General features: G+C 57.3%; 20 protein-coding genes. 11 read left to right on the forward strand and 9 right to left on the reverse strand.

What is annotated here, in order from left to right; genetic code table 11:
• Positions 1-83: 83 nt before the first annotated feature.
• Together Q8O73_RS06175 and Q8O73_RS06180 are read left to right on the forward strand one after the other, a co-directional pair.
• Positions 84-1,997, forward strand: a complete 1,914-nt coding sequence (locus tag Q8O73_RS06175; RefSeq protein ID WP_305556478.1) for an autotransporter assembly complex family protein — start codon at positions 84-86, stop codon at positions 1,995-1,997.
• Positions 1,997-6,388 (forward strand): translocation/assembly module TamB domain-containing protein, encoded by a 4,392-nt coding sequence (locus Q8O73_RS06180; protein ID WP_305556480.1) that lies wholly within the window; start codon positions 1,997-1,999, stop codon positions 6,386-6,388. Before Q8O73_RS06175 ends, Q8O73_RS06180 begins: the two co-directional genes overlap by 1 nt.
• On the opposite strand, the gene Q8O73_RS06185 is transcribed toward Q8O73_RS06180, so the two are convergent.
• The 3 genes from Q8O73_RS06185 to Q8O73_RS06195 all read right to left on the reverse strand — a co-directional run bounded on the left by Q8O73_RS06185 (position 6,385) and on the right by Q8O73_RS06195 (position 8,728).
• Positions 6,385-7,356: a sugar kinase gene (locus Q8O73_RS06185; RefSeq protein ID WP_305556482.1), complete on the reverse strand. Its 972-nt coding sequence runs from the start codon at positions 7,354-7,356 to the stop codon at positions 6,385-6,387. The genes Q8O73_RS06180 and Q8O73_RS06185 overlap by 4 nt on opposite strands.
• Positions 7,357-7,380: 24 nt before the next feature.
• A complete protein-coding gene (locus Q8O73_RS06190; RefSeq protein WP_305556484.1) occupies positions 7,381-8,265 on the reverse strand; it encodes a MurR/RpiR family transcriptional regulator in 885 nt (294 codons plus the stop codon).
• A 73-nt stretch (positions 8,266-8,338) separates the two neighbouring features.
• Positions 8,339-8,728 (reverse strand): RidA family protein, encoded by a 390-nt coding sequence (locus Q8O73_RS06195; RefSeq protein ID WP_305556486.1) that lies wholly within the window; start codon positions 8,726-8,728, stop codon positions 8,339-8,341.
• 204 nt (positions 8,729-8,932) lie between these two features.
• On the opposite strand from Q8O73_RS06195, the gene Q8O73_RS06200 reads away from it, so the two are divergent.
• The 5 genes from Q8O73_RS06200 to Q8O73_RS06220 all read left to right on the forward strand — a co-directional run bounded on the left by Q8O73_RS06200 (position 8,933) and on the right by Q8O73_RS06220 (position 14,515).
• On the forward strand, positions 8,933-9,454 hold the full coding sequence (locus Q8O73_RS06200) for a TRAP transporter small permease (protein ID WP_305556488.1): 522 nt from the start codon (positions 8,933-8,935) through the stop codon (positions 9,452-9,454).
• Positions 9,451-10,731, forward strand: coding sequence for a TRAP transporter large permease (locus Q8O73_RS06205; protein WP_305556490.1), 1,281 nt, complete (start codon positions 9,451-9,453; stop codon positions 10,729-10,731). The genes Q8O73_RS06200 and Q8O73_RS06205 overlap by 4 nt, the downstream gene beginning before the upstream one ends.
• Before the next feature lie 102 nt (positions 10,732-10,833).
• Complete coding sequence (locus Q8O73_RS06210) at positions 10,834-11,889, forward strand: DctP family TRAP transporter solute-binding subunit (RefSeq protein ID WP_305556493.1); 1,056 nt, start codon at positions 10,834-10,836, stop codon at positions 11,887-11,889.
• 89 nt (positions 11,890-11,978) lie between these two features.
• The gene (locus tag Q8O73_RS06215) at positions 11,979-13,448 is read left to right on the forward strand and encodes a M81 family metallopeptidase (RefSeq protein ID WP_305556495.1); all 1,470 of its coding nucleotides are present in this window, start codon (positions 11,979-11,981) and stop codon (positions 13,446-13,448) included.
• Positions 13,449-13,450: 2 nt separating this feature from the next.
• On the forward strand, positions 13,451-14,515 hold the full coding sequence (locus Q8O73_RS06220; RefSeq protein WP_305556497.1) for a D-TA family PLP-dependent enzyme: 1,065 nt from the start codon (positions 13,451-13,453) through the stop codon (positions 14,513-14,515).
• Here the strand turns inward: Q8O73_RS06220 and Q8O73_RS06225 are convergent, their stop codons facing one another.
• The gene (locus tag Q8O73_RS06225; RefSeq protein WP_305556499.1) at positions 14,516-15,007 is read right to left on the reverse strand and encodes a hypothetical protein; all 492 of its coding nucleotides are present in this window, start codon (positions 15,005-15,007) and stop codon (positions 14,516-14,518) included.
• A 179-nt stretch (positions 15,008-15,186) separates the two neighbouring features.
• On the opposite strand from Q8O73_RS06225, the gene Q8O73_RS06230 reads away from it, so the two are divergent.
• The 3 genes from Q8O73_RS06230 to Q8O73_RS06240 all read left to right on the forward strand — a co-directional run bounded on the left by Q8O73_RS06230 (position 15,187) and on the right by Q8O73_RS06240 (position 17,596).
• Complete coding sequence (locus tag Q8O73_RS06230) at positions 15,187-16,038, forward strand: alpha/beta hydrolase (RefSeq protein WP_305556502.1); 852 nt, start codon at positions 15,187-15,189, stop codon at positions 16,036-16,038.
• Between the two features lie 125 nt (positions 16,039-16,163).
• Positions 16,164-17,105: an ornithine cyclodeaminase family protein gene (locus Q8O73_RS06235; RefSeq protein WP_305556505.1), complete on the forward strand. Its 942-nt coding sequence runs from the start codon at positions 16,164-16,166 to the stop codon at positions 17,103-17,105.
• Entirely contained in the window at positions 17,102-17,596 is a 495-nt protein-coding gene (locus Q8O73_RS06240; protein ID WP_305556507.1) for a thioesterase family protein, read from the forward strand. Before Q8O73_RS06235 ends, Q8O73_RS06240 begins: the two co-directional genes overlap by 4 nt.
• A gap of 4 nt (positions 17,597-17,600) precedes the next feature.
• Here Q8O73_RS06240 and Q8O73_RS06245 read toward each other — a convergent pair whose 3' ends face one another.
• A complete protein-coding gene (locus tag Q8O73_RS06245; protein WP_305556509.1) occupies positions 17,601-18,110 on the reverse strand; it encodes a GNAT family N-acetyltransferase in 510 nt (169 codons plus the stop codon).
• Positions 18,111-18,203: 93 nt separating this feature from the next.
• On the opposite strand from Q8O73_RS06245, the gene Q8O73_RS06250 reads away from it, so the two are divergent.
• Positions 18,204-19,439, forward strand: coding sequence for a bifunctional alpha/beta hydrolase/OsmC family protein (locus tag Q8O73_RS06250; RefSeq protein ID WP_305556511.1), 1,236 nt, complete (start codon positions 18,204-18,206; stop codon positions 19,437-19,439).
• Positions 19,440-19,498: 59 nt separating this feature from the next.
• Here the strand turns inward: Q8O73_RS06250 and Q8O73_RS06255 are convergent, their stop codons facing one another.
• Genes Q8O73_RS06255 through Q8O73_RS06270 form a run of 4 tightly spaced genes read right to left on the reverse strand, consistent with a single transcriptional unit; the run spans position 19,499 to position 23,362 of the window.
• Entirely contained in the window at positions 19,499-19,846 is a 348-nt protein-coding gene (locus tag Q8O73_RS06255) for a RidA family protein (RefSeq protein WP_305556513.1), read from the reverse strand.
• Between the two features lie 38 nt (positions 19,847-19,884).
• Positions 19,885-21,180, reverse strand: coding sequence for an ArgE/DapE family deacylase (locus Q8O73_RS06260; RefSeq protein ID WP_305556515.1), 1,296 nt, complete (start codon positions 21,178-21,180; stop codon positions 19,885-19,887).
• An 11-nt stretch (positions 21,181-21,191) separates the two neighbouring features.
• Positions 21,192-22,334, reverse strand: coding sequence for an FAD-binding oxidoreductase (locus tag Q8O73_RS06265; RefSeq protein ID WP_305556517.1), 1,143 nt, complete (start codon positions 22,332-22,334; stop codon positions 21,192-21,194).
• Positions 22,331-23,362, reverse strand: coding sequence for a histone deacetylase family protein (locus tag Q8O73_RS06270; RefSeq protein ID WP_305556519.1), 1,032 nt, complete (start codon positions 23,360-23,362; stop codon positions 22,331-22,333). The genes Q8O73_RS06265 and Q8O73_RS06270 overlap by 4 nt, the downstream gene beginning before the upstream one ends.
• Positions 23,363-23,397 lie beyond the last annotated feature (35 nt).

The following is a 23,397-nucleotide window of genomic DNA, read 5'->3' on the forward strand; positions in this document are numbered from 1 at the left end:
TGATGATTGCAGCAGCCTTTGGGCGATATTATTGCCGCCAAATGACGTATCATGGCGATCAGACAACAAGGAGGTCAGAGGACGTGCAGGATGAAACAACCCGTATCGGCGGCATTTTTGCGCGACGGGTGTTTTCTGTTTCCCTGTTGCTGGGCAGTACGATGGTTGCCGGGTGTGCGTGGGTTGATGAATTGCCGGTGATTGGCGGGAATGGGGGGTATGACGATGTCGCCAGCGATATCGGACAGACCATTCCCTATGACGTGACCTTTACCGGCATTGATCCGCACGAAGAACGGTTGCTGGCGTCCTTGCGCGATATCAGCACATCCTTGCGGCTGCGTGACAGGCCGACCCCGACGCTGGCCGGGCTGGATCGCCGGGCCGAGGATGATGTCGAACGGTTTCAGTCGGTGTTGCGGTCCTTTGGATTTTATGACGGGGTGATCGGTTTTGACGTTCGTCCGGTCAATGAAACAGAATCGGAGCCGGAAGACGCATTTGCACCGGTTATTCTGGAATATCAGATCGACACCGGTGCGCCTTATCTTCTGGCCGATGTGATGCTTGAAACCATTCATCCGGACGGCACGGAAACCCGGCCTTTGAGTGACGCCGAACTGGAAAAGGCGGGCCTGCGCATTGGCATGCGGGCCGAGGCCGACCCGGTAATTTTGGCCGAACAGGCGATGGTCGATCAGACGCACCGCGATGCCTATCCGCTTGCCCGTACCGGAAAGCGCAAGGTGATCGCCAATACCGAAGAAAAAACCCTGAGCGTGACCTATCAGGTGATCACCGATGACAAGGCCAATTTTGGCGCGGTGAATGTTGTGGGAGCGACGGAAGTCGATCCGGAATTTATCGCCGGATATCGAAGCTGGCGACCCGGGCAGGCTTATTCGCCCGATGAAATTTCAGCAACCCGCCGTGATCTGACGCAATCGAACCTGTTTAACACGGTCAGCGTCCAGCCAGTCGGGCCGGTTGGCGACAATGGCGAGATCCCGGTTGAAATCCAGGTCGAGGAACGCGACCACCGCACGGTGGGCGGCGGGATCGATTATTCAACCGCCGACGGGCCGGGGGCCAATGCCTATTGGGAACATCGCAACTTGTGGGGCAAGGGCGAAAAATTGCGCCTGACATTGCGCGGATCGCAGCAGGAACACGGGCTTGAGGCCGGATTTCGCAAACCGCAATTTTTACGCCGCAAACAGGCGCTGGTGGCGACCAGCACGGCCAAACAATATTCCACCGATGCCTATGACGGCGATCTGGCCGATGCCTTTGTCGGGGTGGAACGCAGTTTTGCCGAACATTGGTCGGCAACGGTGGGGGTGACGGCGGAATATTCCGATCTGACCGGGATCGAATCCCCGAATGAACAATTTTATCTGGGCGGGTTGCGCGGCATTTTACGGCGCGACAGCACGGATAATCCGCTGGACCCGACAAGTGGCAACCGGTTGGAACTGAATGTTTCGCCCTATACCAGCCTGACGGCAACCGACATGCAATTTACATCGGTATCGATTGGCGCGTCGCAATATTTCGCACTGGATGAAGACGGGTATTATGTTTTGGCCGGGCGCGGGCGGGTGGGGTCGATCTTTGGCGAAAACCGGTCGGATTTGCCGGCCAATAAACGGTTTTATGCCGGGGGCGGCGGGTCTGTTCGCGGTTATGAATATCAGAAACTGGGACCGCTCAACGCCAATGGTGATCCGATTGGTGGCCGGTCGGTGATTGAGACCGGGCTGGAATTTCGGGCGCGGGTGACCGAGGATTTCGGGCTGGTGCCGTTCATCGAAGGCGGCAATGTGTTTGATCGCAGCAACCCCGATGATCTTGATTTGTTATGGTCGGCGGGCCTTGGGTTTCGTTATTATACGGCGGTGGGTCCGATCCGGTTTGATGTCGCCGTTCCGCTGGACAAACGCGATAATGTTGATGACGATTTCCAGTTTTATATCAGTATCGGGCAGGCCTTTTGATGCAAAAACGGCCTGATAATGCCAAACGCCGGGTCCTGATATGGCTGCGCCGTGGCGCGATAAGTGCCGGTGCCCTGATTGTGTTGTTGGCGGCGGTGGTTTTTACCGCCGGGACCGGCCCGGTTTTGCGGGCCCTGACCCCGATGATCAATGAGCAGGTTTCCGACGCGCTGGGCGGGACATTTGTGATGGCCAGACCGCAGGGCAATTTGTGGACCGGCTTGCACATTGACAGCCTGTTGATGGAAGACCCGGCGACCGGGTTGCATGTCGAGGTCGATAATTTTGAATTCATCTGGTCGCCGGGGGCCTTGTTGCGTGGCACATTGGGCATTGACCGGATTGCCGCATCGCGCCTGTCGGTGGTTTTGCCCGGTCAGACGGCAGCGGGACCGGTAGAAGACGAAAGCAGTGATGGTCCGTTTGTCTTGCCCTTGTCGATCCGGCTGGGGCAGCTTGATCTGCCGGAAATTCACATCGTCAATCCGGGCGATGGCAGGATATTTTCCTATCGCCTGGCGGCCAACGGGGCGGCTTTGGCCGATGGATCGGCGCGGCTTGCGCTGGAACTTGATCCGCTGGATGGCGGGATTGATCATGTGTCGGCGCAAATGGATTATGACCCGGCCCGGCGCGATTTGAACATCAATCTTGCCGGGCGTCTTGACCGTGCCGGGGTGGTGATGACACTGGCCGGGATGGCACCCGAAGATGCGCCCGATATTACCATCTCCCTGATTGGCGATGGCCCGGCGGATCAATGGCAGGGGCAGCTTGATTTTACCGCCAGCGATCTGGCAAGCCTGTCCGGGCGGCTTGGCGTGCAGGCCACAGCCCCCGATATCGGGTTTGATTTTACCGGGATTGCGGCGACCGGAGGTCGTCTGGCGCAGCAAGTACCGCCGGAAATTCAGGGGGATATCGATCTTGCGATTGCCGGGTCCTATGGGATGGACGACAGTCAACTTGCGATATCTAAATTTGATATCATCAAGGCCGGGTTGCTGAATCTTTCGGCGCAGGCCGGAATTGATTTTGACCGCGAAACCATAGATGCGCGTCTTGATGCGATGCTTGATCCGGCGGCAAGTGCGTTGCTGGACGGAAATGTTGCGTGGCAGGCCGCCAATCTGTCGGCGCAGGCCAGCGGGCCGTTGGCGGCCCCGGATGTCACCGCCAGCCTGACCGCCCAAAACCTGAGTACCCCGGTTTCGGAAATTGCGCAGCTTGACCTTGCCGCCACGATGAAGGCGGTTGGGGCGCGATTCATGATTGATGCCGGGGGCACGACGACGGGCCATGTATGGCAGGATGATGGTTTGGGTGCGATGTTGGGCGATCATCAAAACATCACCCTGCAAATCGATCTGGCAGGCGATGGCGGTGATATTCAAATTCCGTCTGTGATGATCAGCGCACCGGGCATGACCGTAACCGGGCAGGCCGCCCTTGATGATGCGGGCAATGTGACGCAGGGCAATATCGTTGCCGATGCCACCGATCTGGCAATTTTTTCGGCGATTTCCGGGCTTGATCTGAGCGGGCAGGGCCGGGTCGGCATTGAGGATATTGTCTGGAACGCAGATGATGGTGGTGCGGCGAAACTGGCGATTACCGCGCAAGAGGCCGGTTTTGGTCTTGCCGATCTGGACCGGGTGATCGGACCGCAGCCGGTGATTGGCGGGCAGGTAAACATATCGCCGCAATTTGATCTGGAAATCGATTTTGACCGCATTGGTCTGGCGGCAGTTGATGGGGGTGGATCGGTCAGTATTTCAAATAATTTCAGTGATTTGTTGGCAAATATTAATCTGGAACTTGCGCCATCCATCATCCCGCCGGGGATCGGGGTGACGGCATCGCAACCCGCCCAATTGAATGCCGCCATCGCCGGGCCGATGGCGGTCCCGGCGGGGCAAATCAAACTGACACTGCCGCGCCTTGATGTCAGTGGCGAGGATTTCCGGCGCATCAGCCTGACCACGGATATGACATGGTCGGATGCCGGGGTTTTGCGGCTTGATCACCGTGCCGGGTTTACCCTGCGCGATCAGCCTTATACGGCACGCGCCACGGTTTCGCTGCCCGATGACGGGGTGAGGGTATCGGCGATTGGATTGACGGGCGAGGGGATTGGCATCCGCGGTGACATTGCCCTGCCCGATTACAGCGCACCTTTAAGCGGTCGCATCGTGGTGGATTATCTGGATGCCGGGATGCTGGCAGCATGGGGCGGGCCGTTTGAGGCCGGGACGATAACGGGCGATATCGGTTTTGTCCCCGACCAGACCCGCCAGACGGTGACACTTGCCGCCGATGCCGCCGGATTGCGATTGGCGATGGCCGAAGGGGACGAAACGCCGGGCCGGATTGAAAAGATCGCCCTGTCGGGCGAGGTGCGCGATGCCTTTGACAATCCTGCGCTGGCGCTGCGTCTGAACGGATCGGAGATTGTTGTTGCGCCGGTTCGGATTGATACGGTTGGCGTGACCCTTGACGGGGCCTTGTCCGAACTGGTGGTGACGGCGCAATTGGCGGGCAAGGTGCAGGATGATATTGCCCTGCGGCTTGACAGTGCGGCGGTGGTCGGCCTTGGGGATGACATACAGGTGCGGCTGGACCGGTTTGATGCGGGTGTGGGGGCGCAAAAGATCGCATTGCGTGAACCGGCCCTGTTTCGCCAGACCGCACAGGGGGCACAGGAAGCCTCATTGGCCCTTGCCGTTGGTTCGGGGCAGATTGATGCGCAATTGCGCCATAGCCCGTTGCAACAATTTACGGCATCTTTGGATATTGCCGGGCTGGCCCTTGGTCCGTGGGGAGAGATGTTTGATATCAAGGGGATGGATGGCAATCTTGATCTGAATGGTGATGTATCGGAACAGGCCGGGCAAATGGCCGAAGCCCGGATGGAGGGGCGGATTTCCGATATTCGCATCAATGCCGCCGGGAATTTGCCGCCGTTGGAACTGGTGCTGAACAGCACATTGGCAAATGGGCGGGTAGAAACGGCATTGTCGCTGGGGCGGCCTGATCTGGATGTTTTGACGGCATCAGGCAGCCTGCCGGTGGCCTTTTCGGCCCTGCGCGGCGAATTTGCGCCGGTGCGCGATGCGCCATTGAGCCTTGATGCCGATATTGATGGTCAGATCGAGGATTTTTGGCCCTATGTGCCTTTGCCCGATCATGCCTTGTCGGGGCGCATCCTGCTTGATTTTTCAGCGCAGGGGACATTGGCACAACCCGACTGGAACGGTATTTTGCGTCTTGAGGACGGACGGTATGAACATTTGCAATATGGCACCCTTTTGGCCGCCATCAATCTGGATGGTCGGTTTGATGATCGCGGATTGATCATTCCGTCGATCACGGCGACCGATGGCGGCAAGGGGACGATTTCGGGCAAGGCCGCAGTTCGGCTGGATGATGATCCGGCCCTGTCTTATGAGGCGGAACTGACGATGCGCAATGCGGCGATGGCGCGGATGGATGAAGTCAAAATCTGGACCGATATGGATATGGCGGTAACGGGCGATGATACCAGGGCCGATATTACCGGGCAGATTACCTTGCAGCGTGGTGAAATTGATTTGAATGTCGCGTTACCGGCATCGGTATCGCAGCTTGAGATCGATAATCTGCAACAGGGGACCGAAGCAGAAGATGCAAAGGACGCCCCGAATGCCTTTGCCAGTGTGCTGGATGTGCGGGTATCGATTCCGGGGCGGTTGTTTGTGCGCGGCAAGGGGCTTGAGTCCGAATGGGGCGGTAATCTGGCAATCAGCGGCGCGGCCGATGATCCGGTTATTGTCGGGGAATTGCGCGCCTTGCGCGGGCAACTGGATGTGATCGGCAAGACCTTTGTGATCCGGGATTCCACCATCACTTTTTCGGGGGCGCAACCGCCCGACCCGTTGCTCGATATTGCCGGGGTTTACAGCACCGATGACCTGATCGTGACGGCGGCGTTTAAGGGACCGGCAAGTGACCCGGAACTGGTTCTGACATCCGAGCCATCCTTGCCACAGGATGAAATCCTGTCGCGGGTGCTGTTTGGCAAATCGCAAGGCAGTCTGTCGGCGATTGAAGCGGTGCAGCTTGCCAGTGCGGCATCGGAATTGTCGGGCGGCGGCGGGGGTCTGGATGTGGTGGGATCGATCCGGAAATTTGTCGGTGTTGATGTCTTGCAGGTGGGCGGCAGCGATAGTGGCGCGAATGTCCGTGTCGGGCAATATCTGGCCGACGGGGTTTATGTTGGCACCAAACAGGGCACCACGCCGGGTTCCAGCGGGGTCGAGGTGGAAATTGAACTGACCCCGAATATCAAGGTCACCAGCGAAACCGGTGCCGCCGATACCAAGGCGGGGATTCAGTTCAAGCTGGATTATTAAACAGCAAGGTCAAGGTCACTGATATCGACCAGCGCACCATGCCGGGTGATGACCCGACCGGCGACTTTTTGTGCAATCATGATGGCATCATCAATGCGGTGCCCCGATTGCCGGGCGGCAAGGAAGGACCCGTTAAAGGAATCGCCCGCCGATGTGGTATCGACAATGTGCGGAACTTTGGGCGGGGTGAGGGTGCCGGTTGCGCCTGAACTGTCAAGATACAGGGTGGCGTCGCCACCATTCTTGACGATGATTTCAGATGCGCCCCAGTCCTGCCAGCGTCGTGCCGTATCTTGCGGGGTCGGGTCGCCAAACAGCACATGTTCATCGTCAAAGGTCGGCAGGACATTATCGCACAGGGCCGCGAATTTCTGATAGCAGGCACGGGCGGAATCCGCATCATTCCACAGGCGCGGGCGATGATTGCTGTCAAAGCCGATGCGGCCCCCGGCGGATTTGACATCCTGCAAGATGCCAAACAATGTATCGCGATCCGCAGCAGGCAGGATTGCCAGCGAAATTCCCGACAGATAAACCAGATCACACTGCGCCAGCCCGTCGCGCAATACGGCATCGCCGCCATTGGTGATCAGATTGCGGGCGGCGGCATTATTGCGCCAATAGTGAAAGCTGCGTTCGCCGTGTGTGTCGGTCTGGATCGCATAAAGGCCGGGCAATTGACCGGGCAGGCGGCGCACCAGACCGGTATGCAGGCCGTCGCGTTGCCAGCCTGCGATCATGGCGTCGCTATAGGAATCGTCGCCAAGGGCGGTGACATAGGCAATATCAAGGGGGGCATTGCCCAAAAGCCGGGCGGTGCGTGCCATATAAATTGCTGCATTCAGCGTATCGCCCGCATAGCCAAGAGTGCACGGGCCAAACGGGCCGTGTCCGGACCCTTGTGATGCGCCGGGTGACGCGCCGGAAATTTCGATCATACATTCGCCAATGCAGGCAATTCTGGTCATTCGGGAACCTCGTTCAATCAATATTCAGTCGCCGATCGGCTGACGCGAAACCGGGGGATACAGGGTGAGCAACGAAGACCGGATTCGCCGCAGTTTTTCCTTGCTTTTGGTCGGGGTGCGGCGGGCAACCGCCGTTGCGATGATATCAATGGTGGCCAGAAAGACATGGCGGGTGGCGGTGGGTTTGTATACATCGGGATTTTCGGGCATATCAAGCCCGATGACAATATCGCTTTCCTGTGCCAGCGGGCTGTCGGGCTTGGTCAGGGAAATGACGGTTGCCCCATATTGCCGGGCGATTGCCGCACTGTGGATCAGTTCGGTCGGCAGGCCGCTGGTGGAAATGGCAAACAGCACGTCTTCCTCGCCCAGTGTCGAGGCCAGCATGCGTTGCAAATAACCGTCACTTTGCGCCTGTACCGGAATACCCAGCCGGAAAAACCGGTGGGCGGCATCCAGCGCGACGGTGGTGGAACCGCCCCCCACCCCGAAAAATACCACCTGCCGGGCCCGCGACAGGGCATCGGCGGCGGCGGTGATTTTATCTTGCGGCAATTGTTCGCGCAAGGTGCGCAGATTATCGATGATGACGCCCAGAACATGGTTGGTCAGGACATCGGCATCGGTGGTGTCGTCGGATAAATCCTCGGTCCCCAGATATTGCATGCTGACCGCAAGGTTCTGGGCCAGCCTGATCTTGAAATCGCGAAAACCGTCACAGCCAAGGGTGCGGCAAAACCGGATGACGGTGGGTTCGCTGACGCCAACCTTTTGTGCCAGTTCCGACAGCGCAATGGTCGTCACATCCTGAAGATGATTCTGGATGTAATCGGCCACTTTTTGTTCGCGGGCCGGAAAGGACCCGGAATGGCGGCTGATCTGGCTGATAATATCTGTGGCTGGTTGCATCAGGATATCCCGAAACTGCGCAGAAAAAGGGCGGGGTGCCCGGCGACGTCACCCGACACCCCGCTGACAAATATCATTTTTCCGGTTTGTAGGCGATAACTTCGATTTCAATTTTGGCATCCACCATCATTTGCGACTGTACGGTGGAGCGTGCCGGGCGTTCATTGGGGAAATATTCGGCATAGACGCGGTTGAATGTCCAGAAATCCCGCGTGTCGGCCAGCCAGACATTGACCTTGAACACATCTTCAAGGGTGCAATTGGCAAGGGCGAGGGTGGCTTTGACATTTTCCATTGTCCGTTTGGTCTGGGATTCGATGCCACCCGGTTCGATTTCGCCATTTTCCTTCATCGCGACCTGGCCTGAAATATAGACATAATCACCGGCGCGTACCGCCGGGGTAAAGGGCAGTTTCTGGCCGCCAGCACCGCTGCGTTCATTGCCAAAATATTGAATTGTCATGGAAATCTCCCTGTCAGACATTGTGGGTTGCACCTGAAAACAGGCTGCGTGATAGGTAGCTAAGCTACTTATTTTGCGATAATTTAACCATTATATAGCGTAAAGTGCCAAATTATGTCAAAAAAATGTAGACAAACTACAAAATGCTCCTCAGGATGTAGAAAAATTACATAACAACGGCATTCAGCGGAGAGATATCTGGCGATGGTATTTTATGGCCTTGAAAATGTGGCCGGGCGGCTGAGCAAGGGGCTGAACTGGGCCGTCGAGCGCGTGGTGGCCTGTTTGATGCTGCTTTTGGTCGTCGATGTCTGGATCGGCGTGATGGATCGCTATCTTTTTCACTGGCAATTGCCGTGGCCCGAGGAACTGGCGCGGTATCTGATGATCTGGGCGGCTCTTTTGGCGGTATCGGCGGGGATTGCCCGGCGCGAACATATCGGCATTGGCATGGTTGTCCTGAATTTGCCGATGATCTTGCAGCGCCCGATCCTGATTGCGATGGATCTGATTGCGCTCAGTGCCTTTGCCTATCTGGCGATTTACGGGTTTGATTTTGCAGCGGGCGGCATGCGCCGTCAGGCGATGATTTTCGGCATGAGCCTTGCCCTGCCTTATGCCGCCGTACCGGTTTCAGCCAGCCTTGCCGCAATTCAATTATTGCTGGTGGCGTTGCGCGATCAGGGCCGGTTCGTGCCCATCGATATTACGGAGGGTGCGGAATGATCGTCGCGATTCTTTTTGTCGTTCTGATGGTTCTGGGCATGCCGATTGGCTTTGCCCTTGGCGTTGCGGGGATTGCCGGTCTGTTTGACATGGGCGGCGGCATGTTTCTCGCACAGGGACCCAGCAAGATTTTCAACGGGTTGAATGTGTTTCCGTTTCTGGCCATGCCGTTTTTCATTCTGGCAGGCGAGATCATGAACCATATCGGCATTACCAGCCGTCTGGTGTTGTTTGCCCAGGCGCTGGTCGGGCATTTTCGCGGCGGGCTTGCCCATACCAATATGCTGGCGTCGGTGTTTTTTGCCGGACTGACCGGGGCGGCGACCGCCGATGCGGCGGCCTTTGGCAAAACCCTTGTGCCTGCCATGGTCGAACGCGGATATCGGCGCGATTATGCCTGTGCGGTGACGGCCGCCGGATCGATCATCGGCCCGACCATTCCGCCATCCGGTTTGATGGTGGTGTATGGATCGCTGATGGGGGTATCGATTGGCGGATTGTTTGCGGCAGGTATTTTGCCCGGCCTGATGATTTGCCTGATCTGCATGACGGTGATTGCGGTGACGGCGCGGTCGAAAAACCTGCCCAAGGAAGAACGCCGGGCGTCGCTTTTGCAAATCTGGGCGATTTTCAAATCCTCGATTTCGGCCCTGATCATGCCGATCATTATTCTGGGCGGCATTCTGGGCGGGATTGTCACCCCGACCGAGGCGGCGGCGGTGGCGGTGGGTTATGCGCTGTTTATCGGGGTGTTTATCTATCGTGCCCTGACGGTGAAGGCTTTTATCGGCATGCTGATCCGCACCGCCCGGGTGACAGGGGTGATTTTCATCATCATCGCCTTTGCCTCGATCATGGGCTGGTGGCTGAGCTTTAACCGCATTCCGCAGGAAGTGGCGGAAATGGTGCTGAGCCTGTCGGACAACCGTTACATGATCATTCTGATGATTGTTGCGCTGTTGCTGGCGATTGGCATGGTGATGGATATCAACGCCATCCTGATCATTCTGGCCCCGGTTCTGGTGCCGTTGACCGTTCAGATCGGCATGGACCCGATCCATGCCGGGATCATCTTTGTGCTGGCGCTCAATATTTCATTGATGACGCCGCCGGTCGGGGCCTGTCTGTTTGTTCTGTCTTCGGTGACCGGCGAGAAACTTGAGAAAATTGCGGCCCAACTGTGGCCGTTCCTGATCGCCGAACTTGCCATTCTGTTTGTTTTTGCCTTCTGGGCCGATCTGGCCTTGCTGATCCCGCGATTGTTGGGATTTCGGTGAGGGCGGTCGCCTGTGATTTCCCCTGATCTGGTCCGGATCAGGGCGCTGGGCAACGGCGCAATATCGGATCGTAACAACAATGACGCATCAAGGAGAGGTGTTATGAACACATTTAAACGTTTGGGGGCCGCCGCATTGGCGACTGCCCTTCTGGCGACCACGGCAACCGGGGCCTATGCCGACGGCAAGGTTCTGAAATTTGCCCATGACAACAAGACCGACCCGTTTGAAAACCCGGCCCATGCCTGTACCGCCGTTTTTGCCAATATTGTCGAAGCTGACACCAATGGCGCGATCAAGGTTGAAGTTTACCCGTCCAATCAGTTGGGATCGGCTGCCGAACATGTGCAGATGGTGCGCGATGGTTTGATCCAGGGCACCCTGACATCGACCGGGGCGATTGCATCCTATTATCCGCGGATCGATGTCCTGAATCTGGCCTTTGCCTTTGACAGTAACGCATCGACCTATGACGTGTTTGATGGTCCGTTTGGCCAGGCCTTGGCCGAAGATGTCGAAAAGACGCTGGGCGATGTTGTGGTTCTGGGTTTCCCCGATACCGGCGGATTTTTTGCCGTGACCAATTCAAAACGGCCGATTGCGACACTGGAAGATTTCAAGGGTATCCGCATTCGCACCATGGCGCTGCCCGCCCATCAGAAAATCATGCAGGCGATGGGAGCAGAAGCCTATCCGATGGCATGGGGCGAAGTGTATGCCGGGCTTCAGACCGGTGTGATCGACGGTCAGATGAACCCGGTGCCAACAGTGACTTTTTCAAAATTTGACGAAGTGCAGCCCTATCTGACCCTGACCAACCATCTGTTTTCGCCTTACACCATGATGCTGTCCAAAAGTTTTTGGGATGAGCTGACCCCCGATGAACAGAAAATCGTGCGCTATGCCGCGAAATCCTGTGTGGTTGCCAGCCGTGGTTTGTCGCGGGTGATCGAGGCATCGGACCGCGGGCTTAAAGGCCTGACCGGCAAGATGGAAATCACCGCCCTGTCGGCAGAAGACCGCGAAGAATTCAAAAAGGCAACCCAGCCGGTTGTCATCAACCATGTTACCGAAACGCTGGGCGCGGAAGGCGTGGCACTTCTCGAACTGTTCCAGCAGGAAGTCGATAAGGCCAACACCAGCCGCTACATGGAATAATCCACGTAAGGGAGGATGGTGCAATCATCCTCCCGCTTTTTTCTTTTGCCGATAATCATGACAAAAACAAAGAACAAAAGGATGGGATCATGAGGATTTTCTGTGCTTCGATTGCGACCGAAACCAATACATTTTCGCCGCTGCGGACTGATTTTTCAGATTTTACCGAAAGTTTTTATGCGCCCCCCGGCCAACATCCGGCCACCCCGACCCTGTGCAGCGCCATTTTTCCGGTCGCCCGCCGCCGTGCGAGCGCCGAAGGATGGGATTTGATCGAGGGCACGGCGACATGGGCCGAGCCGGGCGGGCTGGTCAGCCGCGCCACATATGAACAATTGCGCGACGAGGTTTTGGGGCAATTGCGCGATGCCCTGCCGGTGGATGGGGTGATGCTGGGCCTGCACGGGGCGATGGTGGCGCAAGGATATCTGGATTGCGAGGGGGATTTGCTGACCCATGTGCGGGCAATTGTCGGGCCGGATGTGGTGATCGGGGCCAGTTTCGATCCGCACAGCCATTTAAGTGCCGCCCGGATTGACAATGCCGATATCATCGTCGCCTTTAAGGAATTTCCGCATACCGATTTTGTCGATGCGGGCGAGGCGGTGGTTGATCTGGTGCTGCGGACCCTGCGCGGCGAGATTGTGCCGGTCAAGGCGGTGTTTGATTGCCGGATGATTGAAGTGTTGCCGACATCGCGCGAACCGATGCGGTCCTTTATAGACCGTGCCCGTGCGATGGAGGGGCAGGGCGATATTTTGTCGATATCCTTCATTCATGGTTTCATGGCCGGGGATGTGCCCGATCTGGGCACCAAGGCGGTGGTAATTACCAACAACAACCCGGTACTGGCACAGGAAACGGCGCAGCGGCTGGGGCTTGAACTGTTCGGGTTTCGGGGCACGACGCGGCCCGATTTCCTGCAAACAGATGTCGCGCTTGACCGGGCCGTTGCCGCCAATACGGCCCCGGTGGTGATTACCGATGTCTGGGACAATCCCGGCGGCGGGGTGCCGGGGGATTCGACCCTGTTACTGCGTGCCGTGATGGATCGCGGATTGCGCGATTATGCCTTTGGCACGATCTGGGACCCGATGGCGGTGCGCACCTGTTTTTCGGCGGGGGAAGGGGCGGTTTTGCCCTTGCGCTTTGGGGCCAAGACATCGGCACATGGCGGCGCGCCGGTGGATGCCGAGGTGGTGGTGAAAAAATTGCGTCGGGATTCCTGGCAAAGTTTTGGTGACAGCATCGTGCCGCTGGGCGATTGTGCCCTGATTGAATTGCCCGATGGTGGCGAGGTGATCCTCAATTCCAACCGGGCGCAAAGTTTCGAGCCGGACCTGTTTTCCAATATGGGGGTTGACCCGGCAGCAAAAAAATACCTGTTTATCAAATCGACCAATCACTTCTACGATGCCTTTGCACGGATTGCCGGGGAAATCATTTATGTCGATGTTCACGGCCCCTATCCATCGGACCCGAAAACCAATGATTACCGTCATCTGAGCCGCCCGATCTGGCCGATTGTCGATGATCCTTTTGCCATTGCCGAGACCTGAAAATGACCGATTTCCCCGATCTTGATACCCCCTGTGCCGTCATTGACCTTGATTGTGTCGATCGCAATATCCGGAAATATCAGGATTATTGCGACTTGCACGGCATCGGGTTGCGTCCGCATATCAAGACGCACAAAATCCCCGATTTCGCCCGTCAGCAAATGGCCGTCGGGGCGACGGGGATTACCTGCCAGAAAATCGGCGAGGCCGAAGTTATGGCCGATGCCGGAATCCGGGATATTCTGATTACCTATAATATTCTGGGGGTGCGCAAGCTGGCCCGGTTGCGCAAACTTGCGGATCGTCTGACCCGCTTGCAGGTGGTGGCGGACAATGAAACGGTGATCAGCGGTCTTGCCAATGCCTTTGCCGGGGCGGACAGGCCACTGGAAGTTCTGGTGGAATGTGATACCGGCGGCGGGCGGTGCGGTGTGCAAAGCCCGGATGATGCCGTGGCGCTGGCCAAAATGGTTGATGCGGCGCCGGGTCTGATTTTTATGGGATTGATGACCTATCCGGCGGCCGGTGGCACGCAGAAGGTCGAGGCGTTTTTTGAAACGGCGATGGCCGGGTGCCGGGATGCCGGAATCGAATGCCCGGTGCGCAGTTCCGGCGGGACGCCTGATATGTGGCAGGCCCATTTGTCGCCCCTGACCACGGAATATCGCATCGGGACCTATATCTATAATGACCGGTCCCTGATGGCGCGGGGGGTGTGTGGCGCAGAAGATTGCGCCTTGCAGGTTCTGTGCGAAATTGTATCGGTGCCAACCGCCGGTCGGGCGATTATCGATGCCGGGTCCAAGGTTCTGACATCGGATTTGCTGGGGCTTTCGGGCTATGGCTATGTGGTCGGGCATCCCGATGTTGCGGTATCGTCGCTCAGCGAGGAACACGGTATTCTGACCTATGATCCGGCGACGGTGCCCTTTGTTGTCGGGCAACGCATCCGGATCATTCCCAACCATGTTTGCGTGGTCAGCAATATGCTGGACGAAGTGCATCTGACGCGGGGCGGGGTTCTGGAACGGACCGTGCCGGTGGCGGCACGTGGACGTGTAACCTGATCAGACGATGTGATGGGGCAGATAGCCGGTAAAACCGGTAATCAGCCATGTCCCGCCCGGCGTTTTTTCGCAGTAATAATGGGTTTTCCACAGCAGATGGTGCGATGTGCCGTCTGCTTTTTTGAGGGTGCCGTTGAAATGTTTGCGCACCAGCGCCCGGTTGCCGGAAATTTCGATGGTTTCAAGCTGTGTCGCCCGCATTACGGCATCAAACACATCTTCGGCCCATTTGATTTTGCGGCTTTCATGGGCCTGACGCAGCCATTCATCGCGATAGGCATCCAGATTTGGAAAAGCCATTTCCCAGTCATCAGGATTGGGGGATTTTTGTGCATCGATTGCATAAAACCCGTCGGCCTTGAAATCATCGGCAATCTGGGACCAGTCGGCGGCGACAAAGGCCGCAATATCGCGCACCACCAGCATTTCCCAAATCTGGCAACGATCCAGGTCATCGGCGGTAAAGGGGCAGGAATAATCAGATTTTGTCACAACTTATCCCCTTGATTTCAAAATTTGATTTTTCCGATTGTGCCAGTGATGACGGTTTTCATCAAGCTGACATGACGGGATTTTCTGCCCCGTAAAATCCGGGCAATTGCAAATGTCTTGGAAATAAAGAAAAATAATCGATATCGTCAGGCGGCAGCATAAAACAGGGAAACAAGCCAATGGGTTGGGGTGGTTTTACCGCAGCAGAACTGGAATGGCAGTATAATCCGCGCGAAACCGTCCCGGATTTTATGGAGGATTTTCAGCGGTTTGCGCAGCAATCCGACGTGGCCCGTGCGGCCCTGAATCATCAGCCTGATGTGCGGTTCGGCCCCGGCCCCAGAGAAACCATGGATATTTATCCGGCGGCAACGCCGGGTGCGCCGGTGCATGTGTTTTTTCATGGCGGTTATTGGCGCAGTCAGGACAAAAAGGATTATGCCTTTATCGCACCGGGGCTGGTATCGGCGGGGTTTACTGTCATTTGCGCCAATTATGATTTGTGCCCGGATGTTACGGTTGCCGATATTCACGAACAGGCGGTACGGTGCGTCAAATATGTGTTTGAAAATGTTGCCGATTTTAAAGGCGACCGCGACCAGATCAGCCTGTCGGGCCATTCGGCGGGCGGGCAGATTGTCGCGCGCCTTGCCAGTCATGACTGGCACGCGGAACTGGGCGATACGCGGCCCTTTAATACCGTGGTGCCGGTATCTGGGGTGTTTGATCTGGAACCCATCCGTTTTACCAGCCTGAATGACGATATCCGTCTGGATGAACAGATGGCGGCGGAATGTTCGCCGATGCTGGATGCTGCGCCGGTTGAACCCCGCATGATGTTGGTGGTCGGGGCCAATGAAAGCCCGGAATTTGTCCGCCAGAGCGAGGCCTATGCCGCCTATTGCCGTCGCGCCGGGGTTTCTGTGCCGGTGATCAAGGCATGGGGTGCCAACCATTTTACCGTGCTGGAAGAACTTTATGTACAGGGCGGGGCGCAGTTTGGCGAATTCAAGCGGTTTCTGAAAAGTTGAGGCGCAAGAACGGCTGTAAAATCCGGTTATTTTGGTGGTTCATCCTGTGACGGTTCGGGGCAATTCATGCTATAAGAATATCTGCGTTAGAGATTGAATTTCCACGAAAAACAGCAGGTATTGCGATGCGTTTTGTAACCGCCGAAGATATTGACCGTTCCGTCCCGCCGCGTGCCATGGTCGAGGCTCTGCGCACATGGTTTGCCAAAGGGTGTGAAACCCCGCTGCGCAGCCATTTCAACATGGAACGATCCGGTGAAGACGACGCCACCTTGCTGATCATGCCGTCATGGGAAAAGGACGGGGCGGCCGGGGTCAAGGTTGCCGCCGTGGTGCCGGGCAATGCGGCGCGCAATCTTCCGGCGGTATCGGGGATTTACATTTTGCTGGACGGGGTGACCGGGCAACCGTCTGCGGTTCTGGATGGCACGCGCCTGACGACGCGGCGCACGGCGGCGGCATCGGCTCTTGCCGCCGATTATCTGGCACGCAAGGATGCCAGCCATCTGGTGATGGTCGGGTCGGGGGCGTTGGCCCCCAATCTGATTGCGGCCCATGCGTCGGTGCGACCGATCAAAAAAGTCACGATCTGGAACCGCAATGCGGCCAAGGCGCAGGCCCTTGCGGCGGAAACCGCGCGGCTTGGCTTTGACGCGGTTGGCACGGATGATCTGGAAAGTGCCTGCAAGACGGCGGATATCATTTCATGTGCGACGCTTAGCACCGAACCGTTGGTGCGCGGGGCGTGGTTGCGGGCCGGAACGCATGTGGATCTGGTCGGGGCGTTCAAGCCGACCATGCGCGAAACCGATGATGATGTGATGCGCAAATGCCGGATTTTCGTTGACAGTTTTGAAGGGGCGAGTGCGGAGGGCGGCGATATTGTCCAACCGATCAAGGCCGGTGTGATTGCCAAGGAAGATATTCTGGGTGATTTGTTTGGTCTGACCCGGGGGATGGTGACAGGCCGTCAATCCGACGATGAATGCACGGTGTTTAAATCGGTCGGACATGCGCTGGAAGATTTTGCGGCGGCGGTTACGGTCGTCGGGGCATTGTATCAATGAGCCGCCCCGATTTGTTTGCCCCGGAAATGCTGCGGACTTATGACGGGACGGTGCCGCAGCAATGGATTGATTTTAACGGCCATGTCAATGTCGGCTATTACGTGGTTGCCTTTGATCTGGGATCGGTGGCGTTTTTGGATGCGGTCGGGATGGGGGCGACTTATCCGCAACGGCGCGGTTTTTCAACCTTTGCCCTTGAAATGCATGTGACCTATGACCGGGAAATTCATCTGAATGATCCGTTTGTTATTCATACGCACATTCTGGATTGCGATCACAAACGCATTCACATGTATCATGAATTGCGCCACGGCACCGCAGGGTGGCTGTCGGCGACCAATGAAATCATCACCATGCATATCGATATGAAAACCCGCCGGTCGGCACCATTTCCCGATGATATGCAAAAGACGCTTGATCTGATCCGGGCGGCGCACAAGGATTTGCCGGTGCCATCCGGCGTGGGGCGCAAGATCGGTATTCGGCGCTAAACCGTTACGGGGCGGGGACAAACAATTTGCAGGCGTCCCGGTCGCCATCAATATGGATCATCCTGTCAAAGACCAGCCCCAGCCGTTCCAGCAACCGGATTGAACCGTGATTTTCCGGCAAGGCAAAACCAACCACGCGCGCCAGGCCCAGATCATGGCGGGCATGGGCCATGACGGCGGTTGCGGCTTCAAGGGCGTAGCCCTTGCCACCATGCGCCGCACTTAACGCAAAGCCGATATCGGGGCAATCCAGACTGTCGCGTTTGACCAGCCCGCACAGACCAATCGGCGTGCCGGAATCCCGCAATGTGATCAGATACGAGCCAAAACCGTTTTGGGTATAACTGGCGATCAGTTTGTCGGTAATATAGCCGCGGGCAGCGTCAAGATCATGGACATTGCGATCCCCGATATATTTGATCCAGTCGGGTTCATTCAGCAGTTCAAGGATAAAGGCGGCATCTTCGAGGGTTGCATGGCGCAGCAAGGTGCGGTCGGTTTCAAGACAAAACATGATTTAACCTGAAATGGCAGAGACGATCCGTGATAGATTATCCCGGCTGCGGCCAAAGCGGGAGCAATATTTCAGACGAAAGGAGGGCCGGGAATGACGGTTCGACCCATCAGATTGCGTTTTGAAGGGGCCATGGGGGCGGAATTATCCGCCCGCCTTGATCTGCCCGCCGGGCCGGTGATGGCTTATGCGCTGTTTGCCCATTGTTTTACCTGTTCCAAGGATTTGACGGCGGCGCGCCATATTGCGCAATCGTTGACCATGCAGGGCATTGGTGTTTTGCGGTTTGATTTTACCGGGCTTGGGGGATCGGGCGGCGATTTTGCCTCGACCAATTTTACCTCGAATCTTGAAGATTTAAGGCGGGCGGCGGATTATCTGCGCCGTCATTTTGCCGCGCCGAAATTGCTGATCGGGCATTCGTTGGGCGGGGCGGCGGTTTTGGCTGTGGCACAGGATATTCCCGAGGCAACCGCGATTGCGACCATTGCCGCCCCCGCCGATGTTGATCATGTCACCCATAATTTCAGCGCCCATCTGGCCGACATCAACCGCGATGGCATGGCCGAGGTTTCGTTGGGCGGGCGGCCCTTTGTGATCAAAAAACAGTTTGTCGAGGATTTGGCCGCGCACGATATTGCACAGTCGGTCGGGGGTTTGCGCAAGGCGCTTTTGGTGTTGCACGGGCCGATGGATCAGACCGTCGGGATTGATAATGCCAGCCGTATTTTTGCCGCCGCCCGGCACCCGAAAAGTTTTGTATCGCTGGATCATGCCGACCATTTGCTGCGCGATCCCGATGATGCGGCCTATGCCGCCGGGGTGATTGCCGCCTGGGCGAAACGTTATGTCGGGACGGTGGATGCGGCACCGGAAGAAACCCCGCCCGGTGTCGTGGTGCGCGAAACCGGGCAGGGCAAGTTTCAGGCGATGGTGATGGCCGGACCGCACCGGGCGCTGGCCGATGAGCCGGTTGATGTTGGCGGACTTGGCAGTGGCATGTCGCCTTATGATTATCTTGCCGCCGCCCTTGGGGCCTGTACGGTGATGACATTGCGCATGTATGCCGATCACAAACAGATCGCCCTTGATGGCGTATCGGTTCAGGTGCTGCATGATAAAATTCATGCCGATGATTGCATCGACTGCACGATGGAAGAAAAACAAAAGGGCGGCAAGATCGACAGGTTTGAGCGGATCATCACGATGCATGGCGATCTGGAGGAGGATGTGCGGGCGCGGCTTTTGGAAATCGCCGATAAATGCCCGGTGCATCGCACGTTGGAATCCACATCAAAAATCGTGACCCGCGATGCCCGTGACGCATAAGCAAAACGCCCGGCGGGAAAGCCGGGCGTTTGATCTTTTCGCAGAATAATCCGGACGGATCAGTCTTTGGCGGCGATCACGATGAATTCGACCAGATAATCCGGGGTTGCCAGTTTGGCTTCGCCACAGGCGCGACCCGGTGTGTGGCCCTGCGGCACCCAGGCATCCCAGACGGAATTCATTTCGGCAAAATCTTTCATGTCGGCCAGCCAGATGGTGGTCGAGAGGATTTTTTCCTTGGACGTGCCGCAACGCGCCAGCAGGGAATCAACCTTTGCCAGACATTGTCTGGTCTGTTCGGCGACCGATGAACCGGGTTCACCGACCTGACCGGCCAGATAAACCGTGTTGCCATGAACAACGGCCTGACTCATGCGGGGGCCGGTATCAAAACGTTCGATGCTCATTTGAAACTCCTTGGTTTTATTGGGATTTGTTAAAGAATTTATGCGCTGTGACTATCACGATTTTCAACGCCGCACCAGTCTGCAATGAACAGGGCGAGGACTTCGGCGACAGTCATCATGCTGGAAATCGACACCCGTTCGTCGATGCCATGAATGTTTTCGGCCAATGGCCCGTAACAGGTGGCCGGGATGTTGCCGTAAATCTGAAAAAACCGGGCATCGGTGGTGGCGGTCGAGGCGAATTTTGCGATGTCCTTGCCGGTGACTTCGGCATGAATATCGCCGATCATCGTCATCATCGGGTGGGTTTGATCCATTACGCATCCTTCGGCCTGAAAGCCGCGATATTCGATGCGAAACTGCGCCCCCTTGCAGGCCGGATGGGTGGCGGTGGCATTTTGCGCGACGGTTTCAATGGTGGTGCGGACCTGTTCAAGGGTCATGCCCGGATAAAATCCCACCCGGATATCGGCAACACAGGACGGCGGCACGGTTGATGCCCAGTCACCGCCATCAATACGGCCCAGATTGAAATTGACCGGATGAATATGGGCGTCATAGCTTTCGTGCCGGTGACCGGGATGGTTCCAGAGTTCCTCGACTTCTTTTAACATGCTGAACATGCCACAGGCGGCCTCGATCGCATTGCTGCCCGCCGAGGTATCGAGAACATGGGCCGGTTTGCCGGTGACATGCACGCGAAACCACATGACGCCAAGCTGGGCAATCATCAGGGTATGATTGAACGGTTCGGGGATGATGGCGGCATCGGCGCGGTATCCGGCATGCAGGCAGGCCAGAGCACCATTGCCGGTGCATTCTTCCTCGACCACCGATTGCAGGATCAGCGGGGCGGCCGGTTGCAGGCCGATATCGTGCAAGGCCCGCACCGCGTGGCAAAAGGCAATGATCCCGGCTTTCATATCGCCCGCCCCCCGGCCATACAGCCAGTCGCCCTCGACATAAGGGTTAAAGGGCGGTTTGTGCCATAAATTTTCGGGGCCGGTCGGCACCACGTCGATATGACCATTGAGGATCAGGCTGCGCCCGGTGACGGTTTTGGGCGTGTGGACGCCAACGATATTTTCCCGTTCGGAATAATCATCGATGACGGGGGGCGAGAATCCGGGCTGATCGCGCAGGGCATTGATATCAATTGCCACCCGGTCCACCCGCAATCCCATATCGGCAAATTGCCCGGCGATCCAATCCTGTGCGGCCTGTTCATGGCCCAGCAAACTGGCATGCGCGGTCAATGAAGACAAATCGGCAATGGCACGATCACGGCGTTGCGCGATGGCGTTGCGCAGGGCATTGCGGTCATAACCCGGCATTTCAGGCCCCCTTATGATTGCCGCAAACCCGGACGGGTCGGCGACAGGGCGGCGGCGGTGACGCCGATTTTGTTCATATGATCGGGGACACCATCACCCATTATCAGGCTGGCGGCGAGTTCGCCCATCGCCGGGCCGGTCTGGATGCCATAGCCGCCCTGTCCGGCCAGCCAGTAAAAACCGGGATGGTCGGGATCAAATCCCGATACCGGGTCGCCATCGGCAAAAAAGCTGCGCAATCCGGCCCATGCCTCGCCGGGGCGACCGACCGGAAGGCTGGTTGCGGTCATCAGACGGTCAATGGTAATCGCGATGTCGAGTTCTTCGGGTTGGACGTCCTGCGGTTCGGTCGGGGTAGCATCGGACGGTGACACCAGCAAGCGCCCGGCATCGGCCTTGAAATACAATCCTTCGCCGATATCCGATACCATGTGCCAGTGATCGGCTTTGGTTCCGGCAGGCAGATCGACCATGACGGCGGTACGGCGTTTGGGCACCAGCCCCAGTGGTGTCACCCCGGCCATCCGCGCAATTTCATCGGCCCACGCCCCGGCGGCATCGACGATGACGGGGGCAGAAAAGACATCCCCACCGGTGACCGTTACGTGCCAGTCATGACCGGTTTTGGTGATGCTTGAAACCTCGGCCCGGGTGACAAGTTCGCCGCCCAATTGTTTGAAATGGCGGATAAATCCCCAATACAGGGCATGAACATCAATATCCATTGCATCGGTTTCAAGCGCGCCGCCAATCAGGCGTTCGGTTTTGATGATCGGGATCAGTTTGCCGATCTCATCGGCGGTCAGGGCCACAACATTGGCCCCGTTGGCGCGGCCTTCGGTCAGGACTTCGTCAAGGGCGGTTTCGTCGCCCGGCCCGGCGGTCAGGATGACGCCGCGCGGTGTCAGGATCGGATGATCGGTGAAACCATCGGGCGGGGTCAGGAAAAACGCCTTGCTGGCGGTGGAGAGCTTGCGGATGATTTGCGGGCCATAGGTTTCGCTATAAAGGGCGGCGGAGCGGCCCGTGCTGTGATAGCCGGGTTGATCCTCGCGCTCCAGCACCACAACTTTTTGGCCTTTGAGGGCTAGAAAATAAGCCGCCGACATGCCGGCAATGCCGCCGCCAATGATGACGATATCTGTTGGGGTCATGGACGCTGCTCCGCAAAGGCATTGAGAAATTGATAGAGGTTTTCAGCAAGGCTTTTGCTGAGATATCCTCCTTCCTGCACTATCACGGTGGGCAGGTTGATCAAGCTGATTTTTTTGCCAGTTTTGGCAAATCCCGTCGGGCTGAGCGCCAACCCGCCGAACGGATCGTCAATCGAGGCATCCAGACCCGCCGCAATCACCAGCGCACCGGGAGCAAATCGGGAAATCCGCGCCAATGCGGTATCAAGGGCGGCGAGAAACACATCATCGCCACTGCCAAGTGCCAGCGGCAGGTTGAAATTATAGCCCAATCCGGCATTGGCACCGCGTTCATCGGCATGACCCCAGTAAAATGGGTAAAAGGCGTTGGGATCGGCATGGATTGAGACGGTTAAAACATCATCGCAATCGTAGAAAATATGCTGCGTGCCATTGCCGTGATGAAGATCGATATCAAGAATGGCAACGCGATCATGACGATGGCGCAATTGTCGGGCGGCAATCGCGCTGTTGTTGAGGTAACAGAACCCGCCTGCGATATCGCGGCTGGCGTGGTGGCCGGGCGGACGGCAAAGGGCATAGGCGTGGTGGGCTCCGCCATCGCGGACTGCACGGGCGGCGGCGACAGCACTGTTGGCGCTGCTGCGGGCGGATTGCCATGTGGTGGCCGAAACCGGGCAGGATGTATCGCCCAGATGAAACCCGGCGCGTGCGGTTGGGGTTTGCGGATAAGGGCCGGTGCGGTCAAACGGGTGGATGCTGGGGATCACAATGTCCGATCCGCCTGCTGCCTGCCAGTCGGTATGAATCGATTCAAGAAATTCCAGATATTCCGGGCTGTGGACGGCGGCAACCGGACCCAGACCGTGATCGTCAGGACACAGGATTTCCATTCCCAGACGCAGCAATGCTTCGCGCAGGATTTCGGCGCGTTCGGGGATTTCGGGGATCGGTTTGCGTTCGCCTGCGACCAGAAAACTTTGGCCGTGATGCAATAACTGATCGGGTGAAAAATAGGCCCGCATCATGATGCTGCCCTTTCCTGACTGTCGTTTTGGTCGGC

The sequence above is a fragment of the Thalassospira sp. genome, from assembly GCF_030690045.1.
Taxonomy (GTDB): Bacteria; Pseudomonadota; Alphaproteobacteria; order Rhodospirillales; family Thalassospiraceae; genus Thalassospira.